17 protein-coding genes are annotated in these 25,743 nt (G+C 71.7%); 7 read left to right on the forward strand and 10 right to left on the reverse strand.

Annotated elements, in window-relative coordinates; genetic code table 11:
* Position 1: 1 nt before the first annotated feature.
* Positions 2-883 (forward strand): formylglycine-generating enzyme family protein, encoded by an 882-nt coding sequence (locus BJY18_RS29280; protein ID WP_184783125.1) that lies wholly within the window; start codon positions 2-4, stop codon positions 881-883.
* A gap of 44 nt (positions 884-927) precedes the next feature.
* Here the strand turns inward: BJY18_RS29280 and BJY18_RS29285 are convergent, their stop codons facing one another.
* The 5 genes from BJY18_RS29285 to BJY18_RS29305 form a co-directional block, all read right to left on the reverse strand.
* Positions 928-3,282: an arylsulfatase gene (locus BJY18_RS29285; protein ID WP_184783126.1), complete on the reverse strand. Its 2,355-nt coding sequence runs from the start codon at positions 3,280-3,282 to the stop codon at positions 928-930.
* A 154-nt stretch (positions 3,283-3,436) separates the two neighbouring features.
* The gene (locus BJY18_RS29290) at positions 3,437-4,312 is read right to left on the reverse strand and encodes a LysR family transcriptional regulator (protein ID WP_184783127.1); all 876 of its coding nucleotides are present in this window, start codon (positions 4,310-4,312) and stop codon (positions 3,437-3,439) included.
* 122 nt (positions 4,313-4,434) lie between these two features.
* A complete protein-coding gene (locus BJY18_RS29295; RefSeq protein WP_184783128.1) occupies positions 4,435-5,514 on the reverse strand; it encodes an alpha/beta hydrolase family protein in 1,080 nt (359 codons plus the stop codon).
* Between the two features lie 70 nt (positions 5,515-5,584).
* Positions 5,585-9,256 (reverse strand): ATP-binding protein, encoded by a 3,672-nt coding sequence (locus BJY18_RS29300; RefSeq protein ID WP_184783129.1) that lies wholly within the window; start codon positions 9,254-9,256, stop codon positions 5,585-5,587.
* A gap of 89 nt (positions 9,257-9,345) precedes the next feature.
* Positions 9,346-12,606, reverse strand: a complete 3,261-nt coding sequence (locus BJY18_RS29305; RefSeq protein WP_184783130.1) for an ATP-binding protein — start codon at positions 12,604-12,606, stop codon at positions 9,346-9,348.
* A gap of 370 nt (positions 12,607-12,976) precedes the next feature.
* On the opposite strand from BJY18_RS29305, the gene BJY18_RS29310 reads away from it, so the two are divergent.
* From BJY18_RS29310 to BJY18_RS29325, 4 genes are all read left to right on the forward strand, one after another.
* Positions 12,977-13,264, forward strand: coding sequence for a WXG100 family type VII secretion target (locus tag BJY18_RS29310; RefSeq protein WP_312873999.1), 288 nt, complete (start codon positions 12,977-12,979; stop codon positions 13,262-13,264).
* Between the two features lie 47 nt (positions 13,265-13,311).
* Complete coding sequence (locus BJY18_RS29315; protein ID WP_246459011.1) at positions 13,312-13,527, forward strand: WXG100 family type VII secretion target; 216 nt, start codon at positions 13,312-13,314, stop codon at positions 13,525-13,527.
* 121 nt (positions 13,528-13,648) lie between these two features.
* Positions 13,649-14,284, forward strand: coding sequence for a helix-turn-helix transcriptional regulator (locus BJY18_RS29320; RefSeq protein WP_184783132.1), 636 nt, complete (start codon positions 13,649-13,651; stop codon positions 14,282-14,284).
* 76 nt (positions 14,285-14,360) lie between these two features.
* Entirely contained in the window at positions 14,361-15,686 is a 1,326-nt protein-coding gene (locus BJY18_RS29325) for an amidase family protein (protein WP_184783133.1), read from the forward strand.
* A gap of 203 nt (positions 15,687-15,889) precedes the next feature.
* Here BJY18_RS29325 and BJY18_RS29330 read toward each other — a convergent pair whose 3' ends face one another.
* From BJY18_RS29330 to BJY18_RS29345, 4 genes are all read right to left on the reverse strand, one after another.
* Positions 15,890-17,212: a coiled-coil domain-containing protein gene (locus tag BJY18_RS29330; protein WP_184783134.1), complete on the reverse strand. Its 1,323-nt coding sequence runs from the start codon at positions 17,210-17,212 to the stop codon at positions 15,890-15,892.
* 100 nt (positions 17,213-17,312) lie between these two features.
* Positions 17,313-19,304, reverse strand: coding sequence for an SDR family oxidoreductase (locus BJY18_RS29335; RefSeq protein WP_184783135.1), 1,992 nt, complete (start codon positions 19,302-19,304; stop codon positions 17,313-17,315).
* 123 nt (positions 19,305-19,427) lie between these two features.
* A complete protein-coding gene (locus tag BJY18_RS29340; protein WP_184783136.1) occupies positions 19,428-20,138 on the reverse strand; it encodes a class F sortase in 711 nt (236 codons plus the stop codon).
* A 28-nt stretch (positions 20,139-20,166) separates the two neighbouring features.
* Positions 20,167-21,687 carry an MSCRAMM family protein gene (locus BJY18_RS29345; protein WP_184783137.1) on the reverse strand — a complete coding sequence of 507 codons (1,521 nt, stop codon included), beginning with the start codon at positions 21,685-21,687 and terminating at the stop codon, positions 20,167-20,169.
* 319 nt (positions 21,688-22,006) lie between these two features.
* On the opposite strand from BJY18_RS29345, the gene BJY18_RS29350 reads away from it, so the two are divergent.
* Together BJY18_RS29350 and BJY18_RS29355 are read left to right on the forward strand one after the other, a co-directional pair.
* Positions 22,007-22,864, forward strand: coding sequence for a Bax inhibitor-1/YccA family protein (locus tag BJY18_RS29350; protein WP_184783138.1), 858 nt, complete (start codon positions 22,007-22,009; stop codon positions 22,862-22,864).
* A 209-nt stretch (positions 22,865-23,073) separates the two neighbouring features.
* Positions 23,074-24,348 (forward strand): YeeE/YedE family protein, encoded by a 1,275-nt coding sequence (locus BJY18_RS29355; protein ID WP_184783139.1) that lies wholly within the window; start codon positions 23,074-23,076, stop codon positions 24,346-24,348.
* Between the two features lie 85 nt (positions 24,349-24,433).
* Here BJY18_RS29355 and BJY18_RS29360 read toward each other — a convergent pair whose 3' ends face one another.
* Positions 24,434-25,654 (reverse strand): acetyl-CoA C-acetyltransferase, encoded by a 1,221-nt coding sequence (locus BJY18_RS29360; protein WP_184783140.1) that lies wholly within the window; start codon positions 25,652-25,654, stop codon positions 24,434-24,436.
* Positions 25,655-25,743: the final 89 nt, after the last annotated feature.

Genomic DNA, 25,743 nt, shown 5'->3' on the forward strand with positions numbered 1-25,743 from the left:
CGTGTCCAGCTGCTGCCCGCCCGGCCGTTCCGGCTCGGAAACCGCTCCCGTCCCGCGGCTGACGGGTACCGAGGCGGGTGGCCTGCTCGCGCTGCCGGGCGGGGTGTTCCGGATGGGCACCGACGATCCCGACGGGTTCCCCGGCGACCGCGAAGGCCCGGTGCGGGAGGTCACGGTCGAGCCGTTCGCCATCGCCGCGCACTGCGTGACCAATGCCCAGTTCGCCGCCTTCGCCGACGAGACCGGCTACCGCACCGACGCGGAGAAGTTCGGCTGGACGTACGTGTTCGCGAAGTTCGTGCCCGCCGTGCTCCGCAAGGGGTCGCCGCGGCCGGAGCAGGCGCCGTGGTGGTGCGGTGTGTCCGGTGCGTACTGGCGGTCCCCGGAAGGGCCGGGCAGCGCCGTCGAGGGGCGCGGCGATCATCCCGTCGTGCACGTGTCCTGGCAGGACGCGATGGCCTACTGCGAGTGGGCCGGGCAGCGGCTGCCGACCGAGGCCGAATGGGAGTACGCCGCGCGCGGCGGGCTCGACCAGGCGCGGTATCCCTGGGGTGACGAGCTGACGCCCGGCGGTGAGCACCGGTGCAACATCTGGCAGGGCCGGTTCCCGGTGCGCAACACCGAGGACGACGGATATGTCGGCACCGCGCCGGTGGATGCCTTCCCGCCCAATGGTTTCGGGCTGCACAACGTGGCCGGGAACGTGTGGGAGTGGTGTGCCGACCAGTTCGACGAAGCAGGCGGTCAGCGCTCGATGCGTGGCGGGTCGTACCTGTGCCACGAGTCGTACTGCAACCGCTACCGGGTGGCCGCGCGCACCGCGAACACCCCGGACTCCTCCACGGGCAACCTCGGCTTCCGGGTGGCGGCGAACCTCCAGTGACCTCCCGAAAGGGGTGACCGCCGGGTGCGGCCACCCCCGGAGGTTCACTGCGATGCCAGCACGCGCCGGTACTGTCCGCCGGCGTCCGGCTCCTCGGCGCAGGGAGCGAGATCGATGCGTACAGTGTGGACAGTCCCGGTGAAGGCGTTGTCGATCACCGGATACTCCTCGGTCACCGGGGTGCCGAGGTCCACGCCGACGTTCAGCGTCTCGTCGAACGAGAAGTAGTACGGGATGGTGCGCTCGACCCGGCCCGACGCCTGCTTCGTGCCGTCGACGATCAGCGTCACCACGGCACCCTTGCCGAGGCCGCCGCCGTCGTAGTCGACGTCGGCCCACACCTCGTGCCGGCCAGGAGTGAGCGGAACCGGGGAACGCACGTGGTAGCTCGACATGCCGAAGTAGTTGTATACATAGGACGGATGGCCGTCGATGACGTACAGCGCCCAGCCGCCGAACCGGCCACCCTGTGCGATCAGCACGCCTTCGGCGCCGTCCTCGGGCACGTCGATGTCGGCGACGACGTCGTGTGAGCGGTTCTTGACGTTCGGCGTGGTTTCCTCGGTGCAGCGCCGCATCCGGCCGTGATAGGTCACCGACGTCCGGCCGCCGAGCAGGTCGATCCGGCCGGCCACCGCCGGATTCTCGCGTTCGGTCACGCGGTCGTCGAGGGGGAACACCTGGTGCTTCGCCGCTTCGATGAGGAAAAGGTCCTGCAGCTCCCGCAGCTTGCCCGGATGCCGCGCGGCCAGATCGTGCGCCTGGCTCCAGTCGGTGCTCAGATCGTAGAGCTCCCAGACGTCGTCCCGGAACGGCCGGACGCCGGTCGGCACCATCTCCCACGGGACCCCGTGCCGCGTCACCGCCATCCACCCCTCGTGGTAGACACCGCGGTTGCCGCACATCTCGAAGTACTGCGTGTGGTGGTACTCCGGCGCCTGCGCATCGTGGAAGGTGGCGGCGAAACTGCGCCCCTCGACCGGTTGCTGCACCACGCCGTCCACGCTGTGCGGCAACGGAATCCCGGCACATTCGGCGATCGTCGGCAGCACGTCGATGACGTGGCTGAACTGGTGCCGCAGCTCGCCGCGTCCGGTGATGCCCGAGGGCCAGTGCACGATCATGCCGTCGCGGGTGCCGCCGAGATGGGAAGCGACCTGTTTGGTCCACTGGAACGGCGTGTTGAGCGCGAGCGCCCATCCGGCGGGAGCGATCGGATAGCTGTGCGGCCCGCCGATTTCGTCGAGGTGGCCGATCATCTCGTCCGGATCGTCGACGACCCCGTGTCCCAGCCGGTGCTCGACGATCGTCCCCTCGATCCCGCCCTCGCCGGAAGCGCCGTTGTCACCGAGGACGTACAGGAACAGCGTGTCGTCCAGCACCCCCATTTCCTCGAGCGCGTCGGTGAACCGGCCCACCTGGGCGTCGGCGTGCTCCACGAAGCCGGCGAAGGTCTCCATGAACCGCGTCGCGAGGCGTCGTTGGTTGCCGGACAGCTCGTCCCAGTGCGGCACTCCCTCGGACCAGGGAGCCAGCTCCGCGTCCTCGGCCACCACGCCGAGGTCCTTCTGCCGGGCCAGGGTCCGCTCTCGCTGCTCGTCCCAGCCGTGGTCGAACCGGCCGCGGTAGCGCTCCCGCCACTCCTCGCCCACGTGCAGGGGCGCGTGCCCGGCGCCGAGCGCGAGGTAGGTGAAGAACGGACGCTCGGGGGTGAGGGTGCGCTGGGTGCGGACCCAGTCGATGGCGTGGTCGACGAGGTCTTCGCTCAGGTGGTAGCCGTCCTCGGGCCGGCGGTCCGGCTCGACCGGCGTGGTGCCCTGGTACAGCTGCGGGTACCAGTGGTTCATCTCCGCGCCCATGAAGCCGTAGAAGGTGTCGAAACCCTCGCCGGTGGGCCACCGGTCGAACGGGCCGACCGCACTGATCTCCCGCGGCGGCGTCTGGTGCCATTTCCCGAACGCAGCGGTGCTGTAACCGTTTCCTTGCAGCAGCTGCGCGATCGTCGCGGCGCTGCGTGGCCGGAACCCGTTGTACCCGGGCGCGGCGGTGGCCATCTCGGTGGTGCCGCCCATGCCCACGGAATGGTGGTTGCGGCCGGTCATCAGCGCCTGCCGCGTCGGCGAGCACAGTGCCGTGACGTGGAATCGGGTGTAGCGCAGCCCGTTGTCGGCCAGCCGGTCCGCGGCCGGCATCCGGCACGGGCCGCCGAACGCACTGGCCGTGCCGTAGCCGAGGTCGTCGACCAGCACCACGACGACGTTCGGCGCTCCCCGCGGTGGCGATATCGGGCCCACCGGCTGGAACGGAGCCGACTGGTCGTGCACGCTCAGTGCGGTCGCGACGGGTTCGGCCTGCTCCGGCCGGGGCAGGATGTGCCGTCCGGCGGGGAATGCGGGCAAAGTGTCCTCCTTCGGTGCTGCTGGCGGGTGCGGATAGCACCTTCCCTTGCGGAGAAGGGAAGTTTCACCCCACTCTCACAGGTACCGGGGGGACCGGGCAACACACTGGGCGGCCCGGCCGAGACCGGATCCGGATGTGCCCGGTAGAAGATCGCTATGTCCGCAGCTCAGCCTCGGCGAGCGTGAGAAACGCCGCGGCGGCCGGGGAGAGCGGACCCGGCCGCCAGAGGATCTGCCCGGACAGCGCGGCCGCCGGCGTCAGCGGCACGACCAGCGCGCCCTGGCGGCCTGCTTCCTCGGCCATCGCCCGCGGCAGCAGGGCGGAACCGGCGCCGGAGAGCACCAGCGGCACGATCATCGCGCGGTGTTCGGTCTCCACCACGATCCGGGGTTCGACGTCGAGTCCGGCCAAGGTGTCCTCGACGATCCGCCGGGTGGTCGTGCCGGGTGGGGTGGACACCAGGTCGAGTTCGGCGAGGACGCGGCGGGGCAGCCGGCCGGCCTTCGTGCGGCCGGCCGGCAGTACGGCGAGGATCTCCTGGTCCGGTAGCCGCGCCGCACTCAGCCCGCGGACGTCCGAAACGGACTCCACGAGCCCGACCTCGCTCTCGCCGTGGCGCACCTGGTCGACCACGTCGTCGTAGCTCTCCGGGGCCAGCACCCGCACCCGGACCTGCGGGTGCCGGATGCGGAAGCGGCCGAGGAGCGGGGCGAGCGGCTCGACCGACAGCGTGGTCTGCGAAACGATGTCCAGCGAGCCGCCGCCGAGCCCGAGCACCTCCCGCACCGAGGAGGTGGCGACGCGCAGGTCCCGCATGACCTGCTGCGCCGGGCCGAGCAACGCCGAACCCGCCGAGGTGAGCACGGCACCGTGCGGCAGCCGGTGGAACAGTGACCCGCCCATTTCGCGTTCCAGCGACCGCACCGCGCGCGACAGGGACGGCTGCGCGACGTGCAGCGCCCGCGCGGCATTGGTGAAGCCACCATGCTGGACCACCGCGAGGAAGTACTCGACCTGACGTCGTTCCATGGCCTCAGCCGGCCGCGGGACGGGCCCGCCCGCGCTCGCCGGTCACCAGGCCTCCTCTCAGAGTGTTGCGGAACACGAGACGATGTTCGCATAGTGCAACGAGGTCGTCTGGTCGTCAAGGATCAGTGCAGCGTACGCCCGAAGAAGGTGGTCAGCATGCCGCGCTGCACGGCGCCGCTGACGGCCGGGTCGATCGTGCCGATCCGCGTCTGCCGCACCGCCGGGTCCACCGGCAGCTTCCGCGCCAGCTGCGGAAGGAGCCACTGCAGGTCGGTGAAGCTGTAGTGCATGCCCGTCGGCAGCGGGACGTCGTACTTCGGTGCAGTGGTGTGCTCCCACAACGACTTCCAGGCCGGCGAGGTCCGATGGCTGCGCACCTCGCCGTTTCGCGTGCTGCCCGCCGAACCCATCAGCAGGACCGGACGCGGCACGCCCTCGGCGGCGGCGCGAGTGAGACGCTGCCCGTCCACGTCGTAGGCCAGAAAGCCGTCCAGGTCCGCGGCGGCGTCCACCCGGCTGTCCACTGTGGCCATCTCGGCAGCGGTGTCCCCGCCGTAGGAGTGGCCGAACGCACCGACGTGCGACAGGTCCATCGCCCGCCCCAGCCCGGGGATCCCGGGCAGCCGGTCGAGCACGAACTGCTCGTCGGCGACCCGGACCCGCAGATCCGCCTCGAGGTCCGGGCCGTGGTCCGCGGTCACCATCCGGCCGTCGGGGAACACCACGAACGGTGCCTCTCCGGTGTGGTCCACGGTCACCACGACGTAGCCGCGACTGGCCAGATCCTCCGCGGACGCGGTCGCCAGCTGCCGCAGCGAACCCCAGCCCGGCGAGTACACCAGCACCGGCCAGCGGCCCTTCGGTGCCGCGCCGGCGCGGGCGTGCGTCTCGATGGCGGCCCAGTCCACCCTGCCGGGCTCGATTCCCAGTATCGGTGCCGCGCCCTGGTCGAAGTAGTCCGCGGCCGGTGCCGGCAGGTAGGGCGCGCGCGGCCCGGTGCCCGGCTCGGCCGGATACCAGACGCTGACCATGAGTTCCCGGTGCCGTACGGGGTCGACCAGGTGGACGTCGCGTTCCCCGATCGCATGCGGACCGGACGGCTGCGGCAGGGTGACGGTCACCGGAGCCACTTCGGCGGTGGCCGTGCCCGACGTGACGGCGAGGATCGCCGCGGACAGCAGAAGCAGAAGGCGTTTTCGCATGTCCCGCACTGTTCCGCGCGCGGGCATCCCGGCACGTCGGCCGTTCGGCGCCGGTGACCCCCGCCTTTCGTCAACCCGTGCGGCGGGCCAGCGTGTTCGCCAGTTCGGTGCGCGAGGGTGCCTCCAGCTTGCCCAGCAGCCGCGCGACGTGCGCCTGCACGGTCCGGCGTGGCAGGGACAGCTCGGTCGCGATGTCCGGATTGGACCGTCCCGCCGCCACCAGCGTGGCGATGCGGACTTCCAGTGGGGACAGCGAATCCCAGCCACGGCCCGGTCGGACCGGGATGAACCGCGCGCCCCGGCGCACCCCGAGCGGGCGCAGCCGCGCTTCCGCGTGTTCCAGGTCCCAGTGCGCGGAAAGCTCGGTGTAGAGCTCCGCCGCCTCGTCGAACGCGGTGTGCGCGCCGTCCAGGTCACCGGCGTGCGCGAGCAGCACCGCGGCGTCCTCCAGCGCACTGGCCAGCTCGGGTTTCCGGCTCACCGCGCGGAAGTGCTCGACCGTCCGCAGCACCGGCGCCGGATCACCGTCGATCAGCCCACGGCACCATTCGGTGGCCGCGAACGCCCGCGCGGGTTCGGACTCCTTCGCCGACTCCTCCTCGCACACGGCCAACGCGCGCTCGGCCCTCGTGCGGTCTCCTGCCTCGAGCGCCAGCTGCACGAAGAACGGCAACCACTGGTGCCGCAACATCATCTGCGCATACGTGGGGTTCAGGATCGGCTCGAGGACGGTGAGCGCCTGCTGCACCTCGCCCCGCTGGAACGCGACGAGCCCGTGTGCGGCCAGCAGGAAGTCGAAACTCTCCCGCTCGGCCCCGGTGGCCGGGGCGTACTCCTCGGCCGCGTCGAGGTGCGCGGCCGCCTGGGTCCGGTCACCCCGGCGTGCGGCGATCAGGGAAGCGACGCCGTGCAGCAGCAACGCCGCGGCACCCGGCTCGCGCAACCCGTAGAAGGTGATCGCCGGGCCGTCCTCGGTGACCGTGTCCAGCTCCACCAGTGCCTCGTCCCACCGGCCTTCCCAGTACCGGTGCACGGCGACCGAAACCTGCAGGCCGACCGGCAGCGCGTGCCGCAGTGCGATCTCGCCGGCCTCGCGCAGGGTGTGGTCGGCGTCGTCGAGCCGGTCGAGATTCTGCAGCGTGAAGACCCGGTTGTCGAGCAGATCCAGATGCAGATCGGCGAGCTCGTGCTCGTCGCCCACGACGGCGATCGCCTGGTCGATGTGCGCGAGCGCGCTCGCGTGGTGACGGCGCACGGAATCCACCAGCCACAGCGTCTGCAGGGCGTGCGCGGTGAGGTAGCGGTCGCCGTCCGCCTCGGCCCGCGCCTGGTGCGCGTTGGCCTCGGCCCGTGCGAGGTCGTCGAGCCCGCCCCGGCGGAAGTTCGCGAGCAGATGCCGGTGCTTGACCCGCCACAACTCCGGGATCCGAGGATCCGCCGAGGCCTCACCCAGCGTCTCCACGGCCTGCCGGACGTCCCCGCGGCGGAACCGCATGGCGGCGAGGACATGCCGCATCTCCTCGGCGTTCTCCGGGTCCTGCGCCACTTCGAGCGCCTGCAGCGCCAGCTCCTCCGGCGCGCGTTCGAGCCGGAACTGCACCTTCACCAGCGCCACCAGCAGCGCCTCCCGGCGTGGATCGTCCGCCGCACAGCAGGCCAGGGCCCGCTCCAGCAGCTCCACGGCGATCAGCGGGGCCCGGTTGGACACCGCACTCTGGTGCTGCACCAGCCAGTCCAGCACCCAGGGGTCCACAGTGGACGGGGCGGCCACGAGTTGCTCGGCCACCCGCTTCACCGGCGCGTCGATCAGGGCCAGCGCCTGCGCCGCCTGCCGGTGCAGCGCGGCCCGCGTACCGCTCAGCAGCCGGTTGTACAACGCCTGGCGCAGCAGTGGATGCCGGAACGCCAGGTGCGTCCCGGTGTCGATCAGGACGTTCGCGGTGACCGCTTCCTCGAGCGGGCCGAGCAGGTCCGACGGCCGCCGGTCGAGTACCGCCGCGATGTCGCCGACCGCGAACTCCATGCCGAGCAGCGCGCCCCAGCACAGCACATCCTGTGCCTCGGCCGGCAGGAAGTCCAGCCGCCGGTCGACCGCGGCCAGCAGCGAGCGCGGGGTCTCGAACTCGGCCGGATCGTCCACATCGGCCCGGCCGCGTTCCACCTCGACCGCGCCCGCCTGCACCAGTACGTCGACCATTTCCTTGACGTACAAGGGGTTCCCGGCCGCACGGGCGGCGAGCTCGCGCAGCCCGGGACCCGGTCCGGCCCCGACGAGGCGGGCCACGAACCGGTCCACGTCCGCGCGCCCGAGCGGCGCGAGATCCAGCACCAGCCCGCCGCGGGCCTCGACCCCGCGGCGCAGCTGGGTCAGCTCCGCGCGGTCCGGCGCCGGCCGGGTCGCGGCGACCAGCAGCAGCGGCAGCTGCCGGGTGGCCGCGCACAGCCGGTGCCACACCAGCACACTCGACTCGTCGGCCCACTGCAGATCGTCGATCACGAGGACCAGCGGGGACTGCGCGCACAGCTCGTCCACGAGCGAGAGCAGCCGGTCCACGGCGCCGAGCACGGGATCGCCCGAGCCCCAGGCCTGCCGGGCCGGCTCCCCGCCGAGCTCGTGGGCCACCCGGGCACGCCGCGGATCCGGGGAGAGCGGGTCGATCGCCAGGCATTCGATCATGACCTGCAACGGGAACCGGGTGCTCATCTCGTCCGCGGCCACCCAGGCCAGCTGCAGGCCGGCGGTGGCCGCTGCCGGGAACGTCGTGGCGAGCAGCTCCGACTTGCCGATGCCGGCTTCGCCCTCGATCCAGACTGCCCGGCCGCGGCCCTCCTGGACCTGCGCGAGCAGCTCACGCAGCTGGTCGACCTCGTCGGTACGCCCGAACAGCGGATCGCTGCCGGTGCTCCGGACGCGCGGCGCCGGCACCGCCACCGGGGCGGGCTCCGGGTGCCGGGGCAGGTCGAGCGCCGGGTCCTCGGCGAGTACGCGCTGGTGCAGCTCACGCAGCCGCGGACCGGGTTCCACCCCCAGCTCGTCGCGCAGCGTGCCCCGCGCCTCACGGAACACGTCCAGCGCGTCGGAATGCCGCCCACTGCGGTAGAGCGCGAGCATCAAAGACTCGCGCAGGGACTCGCGCAGCGGATGGTCGCTGGTGAGCACCGTCAGCTCCGCGATCAGGTCCTGGTGGCCGCCCAGCTCGAGCACGCTGCGGGCCCGCTGTTCGACGGTGTCCAGCCGCAGCTCCGCCAGGTGCTCACGGTGGCGTTCGGCGAACGCGCCGGGTACCCCGGACAACGCTTCGCCGTGCCACAGCACGAGCGCCGCGTCGAAACCGGCCACCGCCCGCTCGTGCTCGCCGGCCGCGGCGTCGTGCCGAGCCCGTTCGCGGTGCCGCTCGAACACCGCGGCGTCGAGTGCTTCCGGAGTGAGGTCGAGCGTGTAGCCCGCGGCCTCCGACACCAGCACGGTGGAAGCAGCCCACCGGGTGCGTTCCGGTTCGAGCGCGCGGCGGAGCCCGGAGATGTAGGTGTGCACGCTGCCCTCGACACTGGCGGGCGGCGACTCACCCCACACCCCCGCGATCAGGTCGGGGCGGCCGACGCTGTGCCCGGCGGCGACCGCCAGCATCGCGAAAACGGCACGCTGACGCGCCGGTCCGAGGGCGACCTCGGTCGCCCCGCGCCATGCTCTCAGCGGACCGAGCACGTTCACCCGCAGCCCGCTGCGCCCGTCCCCTGGCATGCGATTCCATTCGACGTAGGCGACTGATCCCGTGAGTTTACGGGCGCTGATCTTCTTCCGGCATCGTACGCAAGACGGGTTTACGCAGTTCACTCACCGGCCGCGGCGCGGTGACGGACCGGGTTCGCCCGGCGGATGCCGTACGGGCGCATCCGCGTCTCGGCCCGGCGCACGTCCCACGCCGCGCCGAGCGAGGTGTAACTCGTGAGCGCAGTGAAGAACGCGCTGCGTGCTTCGTCGATGCGCTGGTACTCGGCGAGCAGGATCGCGGCGTCCTCGTTGGCCCTGGCGTGTTTGAGCACCCGCCCGGCCGATTCGTAGTGCGCCGCGGCGCCGAGGATCGCGTCCGGATCGGCGGTGACGATGCCGCGGCAGTGCGCGGCCGCCGCGACGTGGGCCGGCGGGGTGTCGAAGCCGCCGGCGTCGCCCATCAGCCGCAGCGCCTGGAACGCCCGCTGCTGGTCGCCGGTCTGCATCGCCAGCCGGGCGAGGTCGGGCAGCCACTGCTGTCGTGCCGAGGGCGGATAGTTCTGTTCCAGCAACGGCAGCAGCTCGGTGAGCGCGCGCTCCGGACCGTCCTCCAGCTCGGCCAGCTGAGCCCGGGCGGCCAGCAGGTAGTCGCCCCCGTTGGGCTCCAGGTCCCGCGGCCAGGACTGCCGGGCCACGGCGTCGAGGTGCTCGTGCGCCCGGCCGGGTTCGTCGCGGTGGCTGGCGATCAGGGCGCCGACCCCGTGCACGAGCAGTGCCGATCCCGGGCTGCGCAACACATACGACGCGGTCTCCGCGCCGCCGCGGATCACCGTGTCCAGCTCGGTCAGCGCTTCCGGCCAGCGGCCGCGCCAGTAGTAGTGCACCGCGCCGGCCAGGTGCATTTCGCCGGGTACCGCGCGGACCGCGGCGAGCCGGCGTGCGGTGCTCAGCGGCTCGGCCGCGTCGTCCAGTCCGTCGAGCACGCCCAGCTCGGACAGATCCGGTTCGATCGCCGACTCCTGCGTGGCGAGCCGTTCGATGGTCGCCCGCAGCGTTTCGTGCCTGCCGCGCCACATCTCCGGTACCCGTGGATCCGCGAGCGTGCGGCGGACCTCCTCGGCGGCCTCGGCGAATTCCCCACGGCGGTAATAGATGTAGGCCAGGATCCAGCGCATTTCCGCGGCCTGCCTGCTGTCGGTGGTGCGGGCCACCACCGAACGCGCCTCCGCCTCCGGTTCCCGGCCGAGCCAGAACAGCAGCCGGGCCAGCGTCGCCGTCAGCGGTTCCCGGGCCTCGGCGGGCAGCGTGGTCTGCGCGACCACGCTCTTGAGCAGGTCCACCGCCATCCGCGGAGCCTGCGCGGCGACCGCACCGATGTGCTGGAGCAGCCAGCCGGTGACCCAGCTGTCGACAAGGCCCGGCGCCGCGGCGAGCTGTTCGGCCACCCGCTGCGTGGAGGCGCCGGCGCCGTCGAAGGATTCGGCGAGCTGCCGGTGCAACGCGACCCGCATCGCGGCCGGGGTTTTCTCGTAGAGCACCCGGCGCAGCAGCGGATGCCGGAAGGCGAGCAGATCACCGGACTCGACGAGCACGCCCGAGGCGAGCGCCTCCTCGACCGCGCCGACCAGCGAGGTGGCGGCGCGCTCGGTGGCGATCGCGATGTCGGCGAGAGAGAACTCCTTGCCCAGCAAGGCCGCCCAGCGCAGCACGTCGCGGGTGCCGCTGCCGAGGAAGCTCAGGTAGAGGGTGATCTTCGACCCGAGCGGCGACGGGATGGTCCGGCAGGCGGTGCCGTCGACGATCGCCTGCGCGCCGTCGAGCAGGATCATCTCGTTGCTCAGCAGCGTTTCGACGACTTCCTTGGCGTAGCGCGGGTTTCCGGCCGCGTGCGAGACCAGGACGGACAGGATCGTCCCGGGCGGCGCGCCGGCGAGGTCACCGGCGAGCTGCGCGATCGCCGGGTCCGGCAGCGGCCCCAGCGCCAGCAGCGCGGTGCCGTCCGCGGCGAGTTCCGCGCGCAGTGTCTCCAGTGCCGGCGGCCGGGGAAGCGGCCGGCAGGCGCCGACCAGCAGCAGCGGCAGCCGCCGGGTCTCCCGGCTGAGGTGCCGCCACACCCGCAGCGTGTGTTCGTCGGCCCACTGCAGATCGTCGACCACCAGCACCAGCGGTTCGTCGGCGCACAGTTCGCGGACCAGCCCGAGCAGCCCGTCGGCGGGATCCAGCGCCGGATCGTCGGCGAGCGCCACGGCCAGTTCGGCCCGCCGCAGGTCCGAGGCCCGCGGGTGCACACCGAGTGCGTCGAGCAGCGGGCGCAGGGCGAAGCGCTGGTCCAGCGAGTCGGCCGCGGCGAACAGTGGTTTCCCGCCCTCGTGCTGGGCCACCTCGATGACCTCCGCGAGCAGCGCGGTCTTGCCGATGCCGGGTTCGCCCTCGATCCACACCGAGCGGCCGAGGCCGCTCTCCAGCCCGGCGACCGCCTCGTGCAGCACCGCCATTTCGCCGTCCCGCCCGGCGAACGTGGCCGGCCGCGCGGGCAGCACGGGAATCGGGAAGCGGGGCACCCGGACCGGCGTGGAGCCCTCGGGCACGGCCGGCGCGGCGAACGGCCGGGCGGCGAGCAGCTTCTCGTAATGATCACGCAGGGCGGGACCGGGTTCCGTACCGGAAGCCTCGATCAGCCGGTCGCGCAAGCGGGTGTACACCCCGAGCGCTTCGTCCCGGAGGCCTGCTCGATGAAGTGCTCGTATGAGCACGCCCTGGAGCGGTTCCCGCAGCGGATGCTCAGCGGCCAGCTCGGCAAGGCCGGGCAGCAGGCCGCCGTGGTTCCCGCTGTCCAGCGCCACTTCGGCACGGCGTTCGACGGTGGTCAGCCGCAGCTCTTCCAGCCGTGCGCGGTGCGAGGTCGCGTACGGGCCGGGCAGACCTTCCAGCGGAGTGCCGCGCCACAGGCCCAGTGCTTCGTCGAGCCGTTCGCGGGCGGCGGCGGACTGGCCGTCGGCGATCAGCCGCTGCGCCTGCTCTCGCAGCACCTCGAAGCGGAGCGCGTCGATGTTGTCCGAGCCGATGCTCAGCGTGTAGCCGGAACCGACCGAAGCCAGCAGGCGAGAGCCGGTGCCCTTGGCTCGACCGGGTTCGAGCACCCGGCGCAGCCCGGAGATGTAGGTGTAGATACTGCCCTGCGCGCTGGCCGGGGGAGCGTCGCCCCACACCGCGTCGATGAGCTCTTCGCGGGAGACGCTGCGGCCGTGCGCGAGCGCGAGTACGGCGAACACCGTGCGTCGATGGGCGGACCCGAGGTCGAGCGGCTGGTCTCCCCGCCAGGCTCGGACCGGTCCGAGCAGCTGGATTCTCGGCGCGGTGACGCCGTCCGCTGCCGACATCGGTCTCCCTTCGCACGCCGACGTGTCGTCAGACGCCTGATGTCACTGATGAGCTTACGCCCGAAATGGTGACGTCGCGGAGCGCACCCGGGTTGCTCGCACCGGCGTGCGGTCGTCATTTGTGCCTCCCGGCCGGGGCCCGGCGTCCGCTCCATTGTCGGGTGGTGGTGTGTCGGCGGCCCTTCGCGGCGGCGAACGGCAGGAGAACTCGCCGCGGGCGGCACCGGGGAATGGCAGGCAGCGATCCGCCGAAAAACGGGCACGCCCGCCCGCCGCGGGTTTCGCGCCCGCACGGGCTCCGGCAGCCTCGGCCGCGGACCTTGGCGCGTTTTTCGTGCGCATGCTGGGCTTTTGTGGTGAGGAGTGGGTGGTGGACTTCGTTCCTCCCCGGGCAGTGCCGGCGGATCTGCGCCGTGCGGCGGACCACTTCGCGTGGGCGATCGACTCCGCGCACGCGTGCCTGCGTCCGGTCAACAGCGACATGGCCGTACTGCAGGCCTCTTGGCGGGGAGAGGGCTCGGTGCGCCTCGGCCAGGCGATGAACGACTGGGAGCGGCAGTTCGACGCGATACTCACCCACTTGGGTGAGCTTCGCGATCTTGTCACGAATCCGCGTTACTGCTCAAACGAGCGATCGACCGGTCCGAGCGGACGATGAGTGACGGTCCTCCCGGTGTCCGCGGCGCCGACGAGGTGCTCGCGAGGATGGACGAGACGACCAGCGGGATCCGCGCGGTGCTGGCCGAACTCGAGTCGGCCGTGGAGCGCGAGCTGCCCGGCTGGCCCGCGGAGATGAAGGCGCGGTACCGGACGGCCCGACGCGAGTGGGACGAGGCCGTGCGGCGGATGCCGGAGTGCCTGGACCGGGCACGGCAAGCGGTCCGCGAGATCGCCGGTGAAGAACCGGATAGAGGGCGCTGAGCTGGGAAAATCACCGACCCTCCTCGCCGGTGCACGGGCGCTGGGCACACGCGGCAAGAAAACGTGAAGTCAGTCGCGTCAGACTCTGACCTGTCAACGTGAAGAGGCGGTAGGAGTTGTCGTGAAGCTGGTCAAGGTCGCTGTCCTCGCTTCTGATCCGATCACCCGGGCAGGTGCGGTGAGCCTGCTGGGCACGCGTCCCGAGTTTCGCGTCCTGTCCGAGGACACGGCCGCCGAGGCCGACGTGGTCCTCGTGATGGAGGAGCACGTGACGGACCGGGTGTTGTCCCGGGTGAAGGACCTGGCCCGCGAGTCGGACCGGGTGACCGGCCCGGACCTGGTCATCGTCGGTGACCACTTCCGGGAGAGCGACCTGATGACCGCGATCGAATGCGGTGTCGTCGCGATCCTGCCCCGCCGGGAGACCGGGGGAGCCGAGCTGGTGGCCGCGGTGCTCGCCGCCGGGGACGGCACCGCGACCCTGCCGCCGCGGCTGCAGGGCGCGCTGCTCAGCCAGGTGCAGCGGATGCGGCGCGACGTGCTGGAGCCCAACGGTCTCACGTTGTCCGGACTGGCCTCCCGCGAATGCGACGTGCTGCGGCTGGTCGCCGAGGGCTACGGCACCGAGGAGATCGCGTCGAAGCTCTGTTACTCCGAGCGGACCGTGAAGAACGTCCTGTACGGATTGATGACGCGCTGCGGCCTGAACAACCGGGCGCACGCCGTGGCGTACGCGCTGCGCGCCGGCGCCATCTGAGCTGCTCCGCGGGTGCGGCGGCCGGCGCGGTGCCGCCGCCCTCGCGGGCTTCGTCCCGGCGGCTAATCTCGTCGTCATGGTGCTGACGGCGGTGGAGATCGCCCGCGCGGTGCGGGCCGGGGAACTGGATCCGGTGCGGGTCACCGAGGAGGCGCTCGCGCGCATCGCGGCCGCCGATCCCGTGGTCGGCGCGTTCCGCCGGGTGCGGGCCGAGCGGGCGCGCGCGGAGGCGGCCGAGGTCGCCGTCCGGCCGGATCTGCATGAGCTGCCGCTGGCCGGGGTCCCGGTGGCGGTCAAGGACGTCACCGAGGTCACCGGTGAGCACGCCGGCTGGGGTTCGGCCGCCGGACCACGCACGCCCGCCACCTCCGACGGGGTCATCGCGGCCCGGCTGCGGGCCGCCGGTGCGGTGATCGTCGGCCTCACCCGCGTGCCCGAGCTGTGCATCTTCCCGATGAGCGACGATCCCGGTGGGGTTGCCCGCAATCCGCGCGAACCTTCGTTCACCGCGGGCGGCTCGTCCGGCGGCAGCGCGGCCGCGGTCGCCGCAGGGCTGGTGCCGATCGCGCACGGCACCGACGGCCTCGGCTCGATCCGGCTGCCCTCGGCGATGTGCGGGGTGGTGGGTCTCAAACCCGGTCGCGGCGTCGTGCGCGAACCGGGCGAGGGCTGGTTCGGCATGTCCGCGCACGGACCGATCGCCACGACCCCGGAGGACGCCGCCCTGCTGCTGTCCGTGCTCGCGGAACGTCCGGAGCTGGCCACCCTCGCGCAACCGGGCCCACAGCGGATCGCGGTATCCACCCAGGTGCCCTTCACCCACGCGCCGTTGCCGCGGCCACTCGGCGCCGCCGTCGACCGGGCCGCGGAACTGCTGCGTGCGGACGGGCACTCGGTCGTCGAGGCCACCCCGCGCTATCCGCTGTCGACGATGAACGCCATGCTGGCGCGCTGGTTCGCCGGACCGGCCGAGCAGGCCGCCGCCGACGGCTTCGACCTCGCACGCCTCCAGCCGCGCACCCGCACGCACGTCCGGCTGGGCAAGCTGACCGCCCGCTGGGTCCGCGAACGCTCACGCACGGAGTGGCTTTCGATCACCGAGGCCTTCTTCGCCGACCACGACGTGCTGGTCACCCCCGCACTGGCGACCATGCCGCCGAAGGCCCGCCGCTGGCACCGCCGTCCTTGGCCGGCGGTCGCCCTGCCCTCGGTGCGCGTGGCGGCCTTCGCCGGAATGTGGAACCTCGCGGGTTACCCCGCCCTGGCCGTCCCGATCGGTCACCACCCGGCGCACGGCCTCCCCACCTGCGTACAGCTGGTGGCGGGCCCCGGTGGGGAAGCGCTGCTGCTGGGCCTGGCCGCCGCACTGGAGTCGGCGAACCCCTGGCCGCGCACGGTGTGAGCGGCACCCCCGACCTCCCGGACCGCTCACTGAGCCGCCGGGCGGCGTGCACGCTGGGTTGGCCGAACGTCGGGTTGGGTACGGCCGGCCGAAAGGCCGGGTCCGGCTGAAACGTCGGACTCGGTGGGGTCAGGCCGAAAGGTCGTGCTGACTGGGGTGGGGGCCAAGGTGGACCTGGCCTGAGCAGAAACCGAAGGCCGGGGTCAGGACTGCGGTTTGCCCGCGGCCTGCGGCCGGGACTTGGCCTGCCCGGTCCCGCCGTTGCCGTTGTCCTTGCCCCCGTTGGGGTTCGCCGGATTGCCGCCACCCGCGGGGGACGGCTTCGGCTTCGGCGACGGGCTCGGCTGGACCGCCTTCGCGCCCGGTGTGGTGGGCGAGTCGACCGAAACCGTCTCCGGCTTCGGACGAACCGGGCCGGAGCCTCCGTTCGAACCGGCACCCGCGCTCGAACCGGCGGCCGTAGCCGAACCTGCGGTTGTAGCGGCACCCGAACCGGCATTGCCGTTCGAACCGACACCCGCCGCTGCGCCAGAACCCCCTGCCGCGCCGGAGCCCCCGTTCGAACCGGCACCCGCTGCCGCACCGGCACCCGGGCCGCCGGTCGTGTCATCCCCGCCGACCAGCTTCGACGCCGACGGGATCACCGACTCCGCCGGCAGGGCGGTCAGCAGGCTCTCGCTGCGGCCCAGCACCTCGTCGGCCATCGCCAGGTTCTTGCGGGCCTGTTCGCGGATCTCGGCGAGGCGCTCGACCTTGCGGGTGGCCGCCGTGGTGCGCTGGGCTGCCTGCGTGGTCGCTTCGTCGAGGCGGCGCTTGGCCTCGGTGGTGGCGTCCTCGACACGGCGGGTGGCCTCCGCCGTCGCCTCCGCGATGCGGCGCTCGGCCTGCTGTTTGCTCGCGGTGCGCTGGTCGGCGATCAGCTTCTCGTGCGCCGTGCGCTCCGAGGTGATCTTCGAGTCGAAGTCGCGTTCGATCTTGCGGCGCTTGCGTTCGGCCTCGTTGTCGAGCAGTTCCCGGCGCTGCGCCGCCTCGACCGTCAGTCGCTGTACCTCGGCGCGGGTTTCCTCGAGCGCCGCCTCGTGTTCCGAGTGCAGTGCCTCGGCCTGCTTGTCCAGCTCCTCGACCAGCCGGCGGTAGCGCTCCCGCAGCTTCGTGGACGCCTCCGTGGACGACGCCCAGTGCTTCTCCGCGGCCACCTCCGCCCGCTTGGTGACCTCCTCGGCCCGCGCGTGCGCGAGCTGGACGGTGCGCTGCATCCGCTCGTCCAGGTCCTCGAGCCGCTCCGGCGGCTTCATCAGCTCGTCGACGCGGGACTGCAGCTTGCCGACCTCGCCACGGGCCGCTTCCAGCTCCCGCGACAGCGTGGTGACCTGTGCCGCGGCCGCGTCGCGGTCGCCGGCCAGCCGGCGCACCTGCGCCTCGAGGTGGTCGAGGTACTGACGCACCTCGGTGCGGTCGAAGCCGCGCCAGGCTTCGGTGTACTCGCGCCGCAGGGGCAGGAGGCCGTTGTCTCGCTCGGGAACCATGCCCACGACCGTACCCGCGCACGCCCTGTCGTCGCCGTCAGGAGTCGTGATTCACCACCCGATGCCACGGTTGTCGCCGGAACGGCCGCACCCGGGATGGTTACCAGTGGAAACCACGGGAGAGCCGCGCCAGCGCCATCGCCGCGCGCGAGAGGTGCATCTCGCCCCGCCCGATCTTGAGCCGGCCGCTGCCGCCCGCCGCGGTGGAGTCCGGGAAGACCCGGTAGCCCTGGTAGGCGATCGCGTCGGTCAGCCCGGGCGCGAGGGTGTAGGTCAGCCCGATCGCCTGCCCGGCAGGTGTGCCGATGTGCTTGGGCCGCTCCACGAGCGCCTTGAGCACCATGTCCGCCGCCTGCTCCGGGGACTTCGTGGGAAACGCGTCGTAGATCTTCGTCGGCCGGATCATCGGCGTGCGTACGAGTGGCATGTGGATGGTGGTGAAGGTGATCCCGTCGCCGTGCGTTTCGGTGGCCGCGATCCGCGAGAAGTAGTCCAGCGCGGCCTTGGAGGCGGCGTAGGCGGAGAACCGCGGCGCGATGCCCTGCACGCCGATCGAGGAGACGTTCACGATGTGCCCGAACTTCCGCTCCGACATGTGCGGGAGGACCGCCAGGATCAGCCGGACCGCGCCGAAGTAGTTGATCGCCATCGCGCGCTCGTAGTCGTGGATCCGGTCGTAGGACAGCTTGATGGAACGGCGGATCGAGCGGCCGGCGTTGTTCACCAGCATGTCGATGCGGCCGTGCTCGGCGAGGATCGCGTCCACCGTCTTGCGTACCGAGTCCTCGTCGGTCAGGTCCGCCGGGTACACCGACGCGGTGCCGCCGGCGGCGATGATCTCGTCGCGCACCTCTGCCAGCTCGTGCCGGCGCCGGGCGACGAGCAGCGGCACCCCACCGGCCGCGGCGACCTTGAGCGCGGTGGCGCGCCCGATCCCGGACGACGCGCCGGTGATGATCACGCGCCGGCCGTCCAGTTCGCCTCGCGGACCGTGCTTGCGGGCCCGGAACGGGTCGAGGTGCTCACGCCAGTACCGCCACAGCGTGGCCGCGTACTCCTCCAGCTGCGGCACCTCGACGCCCTTGCCGGCCAGTGCTTTCCGGGTCTCGGTGGACGCGAACACCGACGGGAAGGCCATCGTCTCCAGCAGTACCGGCGGGATGCCGAGGCGTTCCAGCACCGCGTCGCGGGCGATGGTGAAGCCCGGAATGTGCTCACTGAGCTTGACCAGCCCGACGATGCCCTTCGACACCGATTGACCCAGCTGCACGGTGATCGTCGGCGCACCGGCCGCGCGGGCGAACGCGTTGTACACCGACACCACCGGCTGCGGTTCCGGGTTGACCAGGTGGAAGGCCCGGCCGTCGAGACCCGCGGTGGTCACCAGTTCCAGCAGCGCACCGGCCACGTAGTCGACCGGAACCACGTTGGTGTCGCCGAGGCCCGGCCCCACGATCGGCAGGTCGGGCAGCCCGGCCAGCCTGCTGATCGCCGGGAAGAGGTAGTACGGGCCGTCGATCTTGTCCATCTCGCCGGTTTCCGAATCGCCCACCACGACCGCGGGCCGGTACACCCGCCACGGCACCTCGTCCTGGTCGCGCACCAGCTTCTCGGCCTCGAACTTGGTGCGGTGATACGGCGTGACCAGCCGCTGGCCCACGTCGAACATGTCCTCGCTGAACAGTCCTTCGTGGTCGCCGGCCACGGCCACCGACGACACGTGGTGCAGACAGCCGGCCCGCAGGTCCGCGGCCAGTTCGAGAACGTGCCTGGTGCCGTCCACATTGGCCCGGACGCTCGCCTCGTCGTCCGCGGTGAGGTCGTAGAGCGCGGCCAGGTGCACCACGTGGTCCACGTCGCGCAGCGCCTCGCGGTCCGGTTCGGACACCCCCATCATCGGCTCGGCGAGATCGCCGGTGACCAGCGTGACGCGGTCGGCATGCGGCCACCGGTCCACGAGCGCGGCCAGCTTCCCGCGCGAGCCTGCGCGCACCACGAGCGCGACCCGCTCGACGTCCGGCCGGGTGAGCAGCAGCCGGGTGAACTGGCGCCCGATCAATCCGGTCGCGCCGGTCACCAAGAACGTCGCCATCTCCATCACCCTCCGCCGTACGCCGCTGGACCCTGCGCATTGTGCTGCATGGACGCCGTGCTGACCACAGTGCGCCCGGCTATGTTACTCGTAGGTAACTTAGCCGGGTCCGGAGGGTTTTGCTCAGGCCGGATCGGCGATCACGACGCGGTTCTCCTCGTAGCCGTCGCTTCCGCCGACCCAACGGCCACCGCAGGTCACCAGGACCACCCGGTGCGGGCCGGCCTGGCCGAACAGGTCGTCCGCGCGGGCGCCCAGATCGTTCTTGTGCACCGTGACCAGCTGGGAGACCCGGTACCGCGCGGCCTTGCCCGCACTGTCCACAATGGTCACCACGCCGCCGATGCGCTCGTTCCACAGCTCCGCGAACGGACCGGTCGCCCCACGCCAGTTCACGTGCCCGGCGAACACGCTCGCCCCGCTCACCGCGTCCAGCTCCGCACCCCACCAGGCGGCCTGCCCGATGTTCGAGGGCACCGGCAGGGTGTTGCCGGGGCCGAGGCCCTTGCGCACCATCGCCGCGGTACCGCCGCCGGGCAGCCGGATCGTGCCCGGCCGCTGCGGTCCGGGCTGCCGGTGCTCGGCCGGTGCCGCCGGCGGCGCGGCGGACGTGCTCGTGGACGGAGCCGACGACGGTGATGGTGACGGCGACGGCGGCGGTGCGACCGGTTCGGCGGCCGCACCGCGCGCGGCGAGGGCGGCGGGGGCCGGGGAAGCGCTCCCGGCCACCACCGCCGTCGGCGGTGAGGTGATCACGACCGTGGCCAGCTCCACCGCCAGCACACTCGCCGCGCCCAGTGCGAAACCGGCGATCAGCCGGCCCTTGCCCGTCATGCCCCGCCCGTTCCGTTCGCTGCCTTCATCACCGCCGGGCCGAACGGCGGGCGGCGAAACCGACCAGGCCCGAGCCGATCAGCACCAGCGCCGCGAGACCGGCCACACCGGGCACCGAGAAGCTCGTCTCGGTGGCGCCCTTGGCCATCGCCTCCGGCTTGTCACCGGCGGGAATCGCGTGCGGCACTTCGTTCGGAATGTTCACCACCGTGAGCGCCAGTGTGCCGCCCGGCTCCAGCGATCCGCACGCGGCGGGCGGGTTCTTCGGATCGAAAGCGTTGGTGTAGCCCGGCGGCGCGTTCACCTCGACCACGCACACGTCCTGCGGGGCGAGCAGATCGTCGACGGTCGCCACCCCGTCCTCGCCACCGGTGGTGACGACGACCGGCTGCCCGTCCGGACCGTTCAGCGGCTTGCCGTCCTGCCCGTTCGCCGCGCTCTTGCGGTCCTTGCCGGTGATCCGCAGCGTCGCGCCGCCGATGCCCTTGCCGGTCTTCGCGTCCGTCTTGGTGACCTGCACCTTGCCCGGCTTGGCCACGGCGACGACCCCGGAGGCGGACAACTTCTTCTCGCCACCGGTGGAGACCACGTTCTGGATGCCGTCGTTCATCGGCTTCTGCACGTACGGCCGGTCCGCGGGGGCCGAGAGCGACGCGGCGAGCTTGGGCTGGTTGCCCGTGGGCGTGAGCTGCACGGTGACCTTGCCGTCGGCGTCGGTCTTCAGCGTGGTCTCGGTCGCCGCCGCCTGGGTGGCCGAGCTGCCGCTGGTGTCGGTCTGCTCTGTGTCTTCCGTGGCTTCCTGGTCCGCCGCGGTGCCGGCGGTGTCAGCGGTGTCGATGGAAGCGTCGGTCGCGGTGAGCTTCACCGGCACGTCCGCCATGCCGTTGCCCTTGGCGTTCTTGACCGTCACGGTCCAGCTCGCCGGGGTGCCGAGGTGCTGCGCGTCCTTCGGCGCGGTCACCGAGGCGGTCCACGGGCCGCGGTTGGCTTCGGCGTCCGCGGTCAGCTTCTCCACGTCGGCGTACGCACCCGGCGCCTGCGCCTTGAGCTTGTCCAGGTGGTAGTCGATGTTGTAGCCGATTTCTTTCGCGGGCAGGCTCTCGTCGAGGTCCTTGTCGCTGCGCGGCTTCGAGGTCCACGAGTGCAGCAGGTGGGCGAGCGCGGCAGCCTGGTCGGCGTCCTTCGTGTCGCCGTAGCGCAGCAGCAGGTACGAGATGTTGGCCGCCTCGTCTGCGGGCAGCTTCTCGCCCCATTTGGTGAGCAGCTCGTCGCCCGGCTCGTACTTCTCGTTCGAGTCCGGTGCTTTCAGCTGGAAGCTGACGCAGAACACCTGCTTGCCGCCGACGATGTACGAGCCCAGCCAGTTCTTGTCGGGCGTGTGCGAAGCGAACGGCTGGCCCGGCGTGATGTCGTGCCCGATGCCTTCGTCGGTCGCGGCCGCCGCCGGTGTCGTACCGGCCGCGGTGACGGAGAGTGCGCCGAGCACAGCCGCGGCGACCAGCCCGGAGACCGCGCGCACCCGGGCGCGCGGGCGTGAGATCCACCCCATGGTGTGTTGACTCCTTCAACGGCCCGCGGGGACGCCCCGTATGGCGTCTGCGCAGGTCACCCGATCGAACAACTCCCCGACACGCGTTCGGTTAATTCTCGAACACGCGATGTGCAGATTCGCGGGTGAGCACGGCTGTTGTCTAGAGGCCATCGGGTGACCTGCGGTGAGCGGTCGTGACTTCCGTCGCATAGCGTGTGGTGCCGGGGTTGGCTCGTTCGCCCGGAAGGTGGGTAAAGTCATCTTTACCCGACGGGAACCAGCGGGCCTCAGCGGTCGTTGAACCCGATGCATGGTGCCAGAAGGTCCAGGAGGACAGGTGCGTTCCAGTAGCAACCCGGCGTTCCGCAACCTGCCGCGCGGCGCGTCCGCGAGCGGGCAGTACGGGCCGAACGTCGGCTTCGAACAGCCGTACGGACAGCCGCAGGGCGGCGTGCCGGGTTACGGCCCGGGGCAGCAGGGCGCGGCTTCGGCCGACCGACCGATGACGGTCGACGACGTGGTGATCAAGACCGGGCTTTCGCTCGGGGTCGCCCTCGTCGTCGGGGTGCTCGCCGCGATCTGGGCGCAGTCCCAGCTGCTCGTCGACGGGCTCGGCCGGGTCACCGGAGTCAACGGCGCGCTGCTCGGCGCGCTCATGGGCGGGCTGATCGTGGGCCTCGTCGTGTCACTGGTGATCATTTTCCGGCGGAAGCCGAGCGGACCGCTCACGCTGCTGTACTCGGCCGCCGAAGGCCTGTTCCTCGGTGCGCTGAGCGGGCTGTTCGAGCTGCTGTACCCGGGTATCGCGCTGCAGGCGCTGATCGGCACCGCGGGTGTGTTCGTCGCGATGCTGGTGGTCTACAAGACCGGTGCGGTCAAGGTCACGCCCAAGCTGACCAAGTGGATCGTCGGCGCGGTCGCGGGCGCCGCGGTCCTCATGCTGGTGAACCTGCTGACGACGATGATCTTCGGCTTCAACCCGCTGCGTGGCGGCGGCGCCCTCTCGATCATCTTCAGCCTGGTGGTCATCGGCATCGCCGCGTTCAGCTTCCTGCTGGACTTCGACCAGGCGGACCGGATGATCCGCGCCGGGATGCCGTCCAAGTGGGCCTGGTACGCCGCGTTCGGCCTGATGACCACGCTGGTCTGGCTGTACCTGGAAATCCTGCGGCTGCTGTCCTACCTGCGCGAGTAGTCCTCGCGCAGGCTTCCCCGAAAAGGCGTCCCGTGACCCACGGGGCGCCTTTTCCGTGCCCGTACGGCGTTTGTTCGGTTCCCGGCCGCGTCCGGATGCCGCTTTCCGGCTGGTTCGTCGCACTCTGTGGGACGAGCTGCGACCGCCGAACTCCTGGCCCTACCGTGATCCGGCTCCCCGAGAACCCCCACGAACGACCAGGAGACCCGGTGGCGACGACCGATTCCCCCGCCGGTGAGCGGCGGCTGCTCACCTTCCCCACCTCGTGTGCCGCGCCGGTGCCGCGGCCGGAGGACCCGGTGCGGATCGTCCCGCTGATCGTCGCCGGGCTGCTCGCGGCCGGGCTCACCGCGTACGTGTGGGCCACGCACGGGGCCAAGTTCGGCGTCCTGCTCGTGCTCGGGCTGCTGCTAGGGCTGGCGTTGTTCCACTCCCGGTTCGGCTTCACCTCGGCCTGGCGCCAGCTCATCGCGGTCGGCAACGGCGAAGGGCTGCGGGCACACGCGCTGCTGCTCGGCACGGCCGCCACGCTGATCGCGCTCATCTGCGGCACCGGTGCCGGGCTGTTCGGCAGTGCGCCGGTGCCGGTGCAGAACGCCGGGGCGATCGGGCTCGCGCTGTTCGTCGGCGCCACCCTGTTCGCGATCGGCATGCAGCTCGGGGGTGCCTGCGCGTCCGGCACCCTGTTCGCGGTTGGTTCCGGGCAGTCGACGATCGTGCTCACCCTCTTCGGCTTCATCACCGGTTCGGTGTTCTACACCTGGGGTTATCCGGTGTTCACCGGCTGGCCGCAGGTGTCCGGGTTCCTGCTCTCCGACCACGTCGGCTGGTTCGGCTCGTGGGCGATCACGATCGCGGTGCTCGTCGCGATCGTGCTGGGCACGAGGGTGGTGCAGCGGCGCCGGGTGCCGCCGCCGATGGACGTCGTGCCGACCGCGCGCGGGTTCGCCCGGATCTTCCGCGGGTCGTGGCCGCTGCTGGTCGGCGCCGTCGTGCTGGGCGTGCTGGCCGGTGCGGTGTACCTCGTCTCCGGCGGGATCTGGGGTGTCACGAGCGCGTTCAGCCTGTGGGGCGCGAAGATCCTGCAGGTGTTCGGCCTGCACCCGGAACAGTGGGAGTTCTGGCAGCAGAAGGCGAACGCCGCGTCGCTGGGCAAGCCGATCTGGCAGGACAAGACGAGCCTCACCGACATCGGCATCATGATCGGCGCGGCGGTCGCGGCCGCGGCGGCCGGGGCGTGGAAAATCCACAGTTCGATCCCGTGGCGCACCGCGGTGGCCGCGATCCTCGGCGGCATCCTGATGGGCATCGGCGCCCGGCTGGCCGGCGGCTGCAACATCGGCGCCTACCTCGGCGGCATCTCGGTCGGCAGCCTGCACGGCTGGCTGTGGGGGATCTTCGCGCTCTTCGGCACCTGGATCGGGCTGAAACTGCGGCCGTTGTTCGGGCTGGGCAACCCCGCGCCCACCGACAGCATCTGCTGACCCGCCGCGCCGACCGAGGACTGCACCCGAACGCGAAACGGGCCGCCCGCGCATTCCGCGGGCGGCCCGTTTCGCTTGCCAGGACTCAGGAAAGCCGTTCCAGCACCATCGCCATGCCCTGGCCGCCGCCGACGCACATCGTCTCGAGGCCGAACTGCTTGTCGTGGTGCTGCAGGGAGTTGATCAGCGTCGAGGTGATCCGCGCGCCGGTCATGCCGAACGGGTGGCCGACCGCGATCGCGCCGCCGTTGACGTTCAGCCGGTCCAGGTCGATCCCGAGGTCCCGGTAGGACGGGATGACCTGCGCCGCGAACGCCTCGTTGATCTCCACCAGATCGATGTCCGAAATGGACAGTCCGGCGCGGGACAGCGCCTGCTTCGAGGACTCGACCGGGCCGTAGCCCATGATCTCCGGCGAAAGTCCGGTCACGCCGGTGGACACGACCCGCGCCAGCGGGGTGATGCCGAGTTCCTTCGCCTTGGTGTCGGACATGATCACCACGGCGGCCGCGCCGTCGTTGAGCGCGCAGCAGTTGCCCGCGGTGACCCGGCCGTCCGGGCGGAACACCGGCTTCAGTCCGGAGACGCCTTCGATGGTGACGCCGGCACGCGGGCCGTCGTCCTTGGCGACCACGGTGCCGTCCGGCAGCGTGACCGGGGTGATGTCCTTGGCCCAGAAGCCGTTCGCGATGGCCTTCTCCGCAAGGTTCTGCGAACGGACGCCGAACTCGTCCATCTCCTCCCGGCTGATTCCCTTGTACCGGGCGAGGTTCTCCGCGGTCTGGCCCATCGCGATGTAGACGTCCGGGACGAGCTCGTCCTCGCGCGGGTCGTGCCAGCTGTCGCTGCCGGACTCCGCGGTGTCCTTGGTCCGCTGCTCGGCGTCGGCGAACAGCGGGTTGTGCGTGTCCGGCCACGAGTCGGAGCTGCCGTTCGCGAACCGCGACACGGTCTCCACGCCGGCGGACAGGAACACGTCGCCCTCGCCCGCCTTGATCGCGTGCAGCGCCATGCGCGTGGTCTGCAGGCTCGAGGAGCAGTACCGGGTGATCGTGGTCCCGGGCAGGTGGTCGTAGCCGAGTTCGACGGCGACCGCGCGGCCCATGTTGAACCCGGACTCGCCGCCGGGCAGGCCGCAGCCGAGCATCAGGTCGTCGATGTCGGCCGGGTCCAGCTGCGGCACCTTGTCCAGCGCCGCGCGGACCATCTGCACGGTCAGGTCGTCCGGGCGCATGCCGACCAGCGAGCCTTTGCCGGCGCGGCCGATCGGGGAACGGGCGGTGGAAACGATGACGGCTTCGGGCATGTCGGGACACTTCCTCGGGTCAACGGCTCGAACGGGCACTAAGCGGGTGCTCACCATAGTGCCGCCTGACGGCCGCCGCGCAAAGCCGA

The organism is Amycolatopsis jiangsuensis, from assembly GCF_014204865.1.
Taxonomy (GTDB): domain Bacteria; phylum Actinomycetota; class Actinomycetes; order Mycobacteriales; family Pseudonocardiaceae; genus Amycolatopsis; species Amycolatopsis jiangsuensis.

What these genes read in the sequence shown, in the direction of transcription:
- BJY18_RS29290 (WP_184783127.1), bottom strand. Translation starts at nt 4,312, where the DNA reads ATGGAACGACGTCAGGTCGAGTACTTCCTCGCGGTGGTCCAGCATGGT.
- BJY18_RS29295 (WP_184783128.1), bottom strand. Translation starts at nt 5,514, where the DNA reads ATGCGAAAACGCCTTCTGCTTCTGCTGTCCGCGGCGATCCTCGCCGTC.
- BJY18_RS29300 (WP_184783129.1), bottom strand. Translation starts at nt 9,256, where the DNA reads ATGCCAGGGGACGGGCGCAGCGGGCTGCGGGTGAACGTGCTCGGTCCG.
- BJY18_RS29305 (WP_184783130.1), bottom strand. Translation starts at nt 12,606, where the DNA reads ATGTCGGCAGCGGACGGCGTCACCGCGCCGAGAATCCAGCTGCTCGGA.
- BJY18_RS29315 (WP_246459011.1), top strand. Translation starts at nt 13,312, where the DNA reads ATGGACGAGACGACCAGCGGGATCCGCGCGGTGCTGGCCGAACTCGAG.
- BJY18_RS29325 (WP_184783133.1), top strand. Translation starts at nt 14,361, where the DNA reads ATGGTGCTGACGGCGGTGGAGATCGCCCGCGCGGTGCGGGCCGGGGAA.
- BJY18_RS29330 (WP_184783134.1), bottom strand. Translation starts at nt 17,212, where the DNA reads ATGGTTCCCGAGCGAGACAACGGCCTCCTGCCCCTGCGGCGCGAGTAC.
- BJY18_RS29335 (WP_184783135.1), bottom strand. Translation starts at nt 19,304, where the DNA reads ATGGCGACGTTCTTGGTGACCGGCGCGACCGGATTGATCGGGCGCCAG.
- BJY18_RS29340 (WP_184783136.1), bottom strand. Translation starts at nt 20,138, where the DNA reads ATGACGGGCAAGGGCCGGCTGATCGCCGGTTTCGCACTGGGCGCGGCG.
- BJY18_RS29345 (WP_184783137.1), bottom strand. Translation starts at nt 21,687, where the DNA reads ATGGGGTGGATCTCACGCCCGCGCGCCCGGGTGCGCGCGGTCTCCGGG.
- BJY18_RS29360 (WP_184783140.1), bottom strand. Translation starts at nt 25,654, where the DNA reads ATGCCCGAAGCCGTCATCGTTTCCACCGCCCGTTCCCCGATCGGCCGC.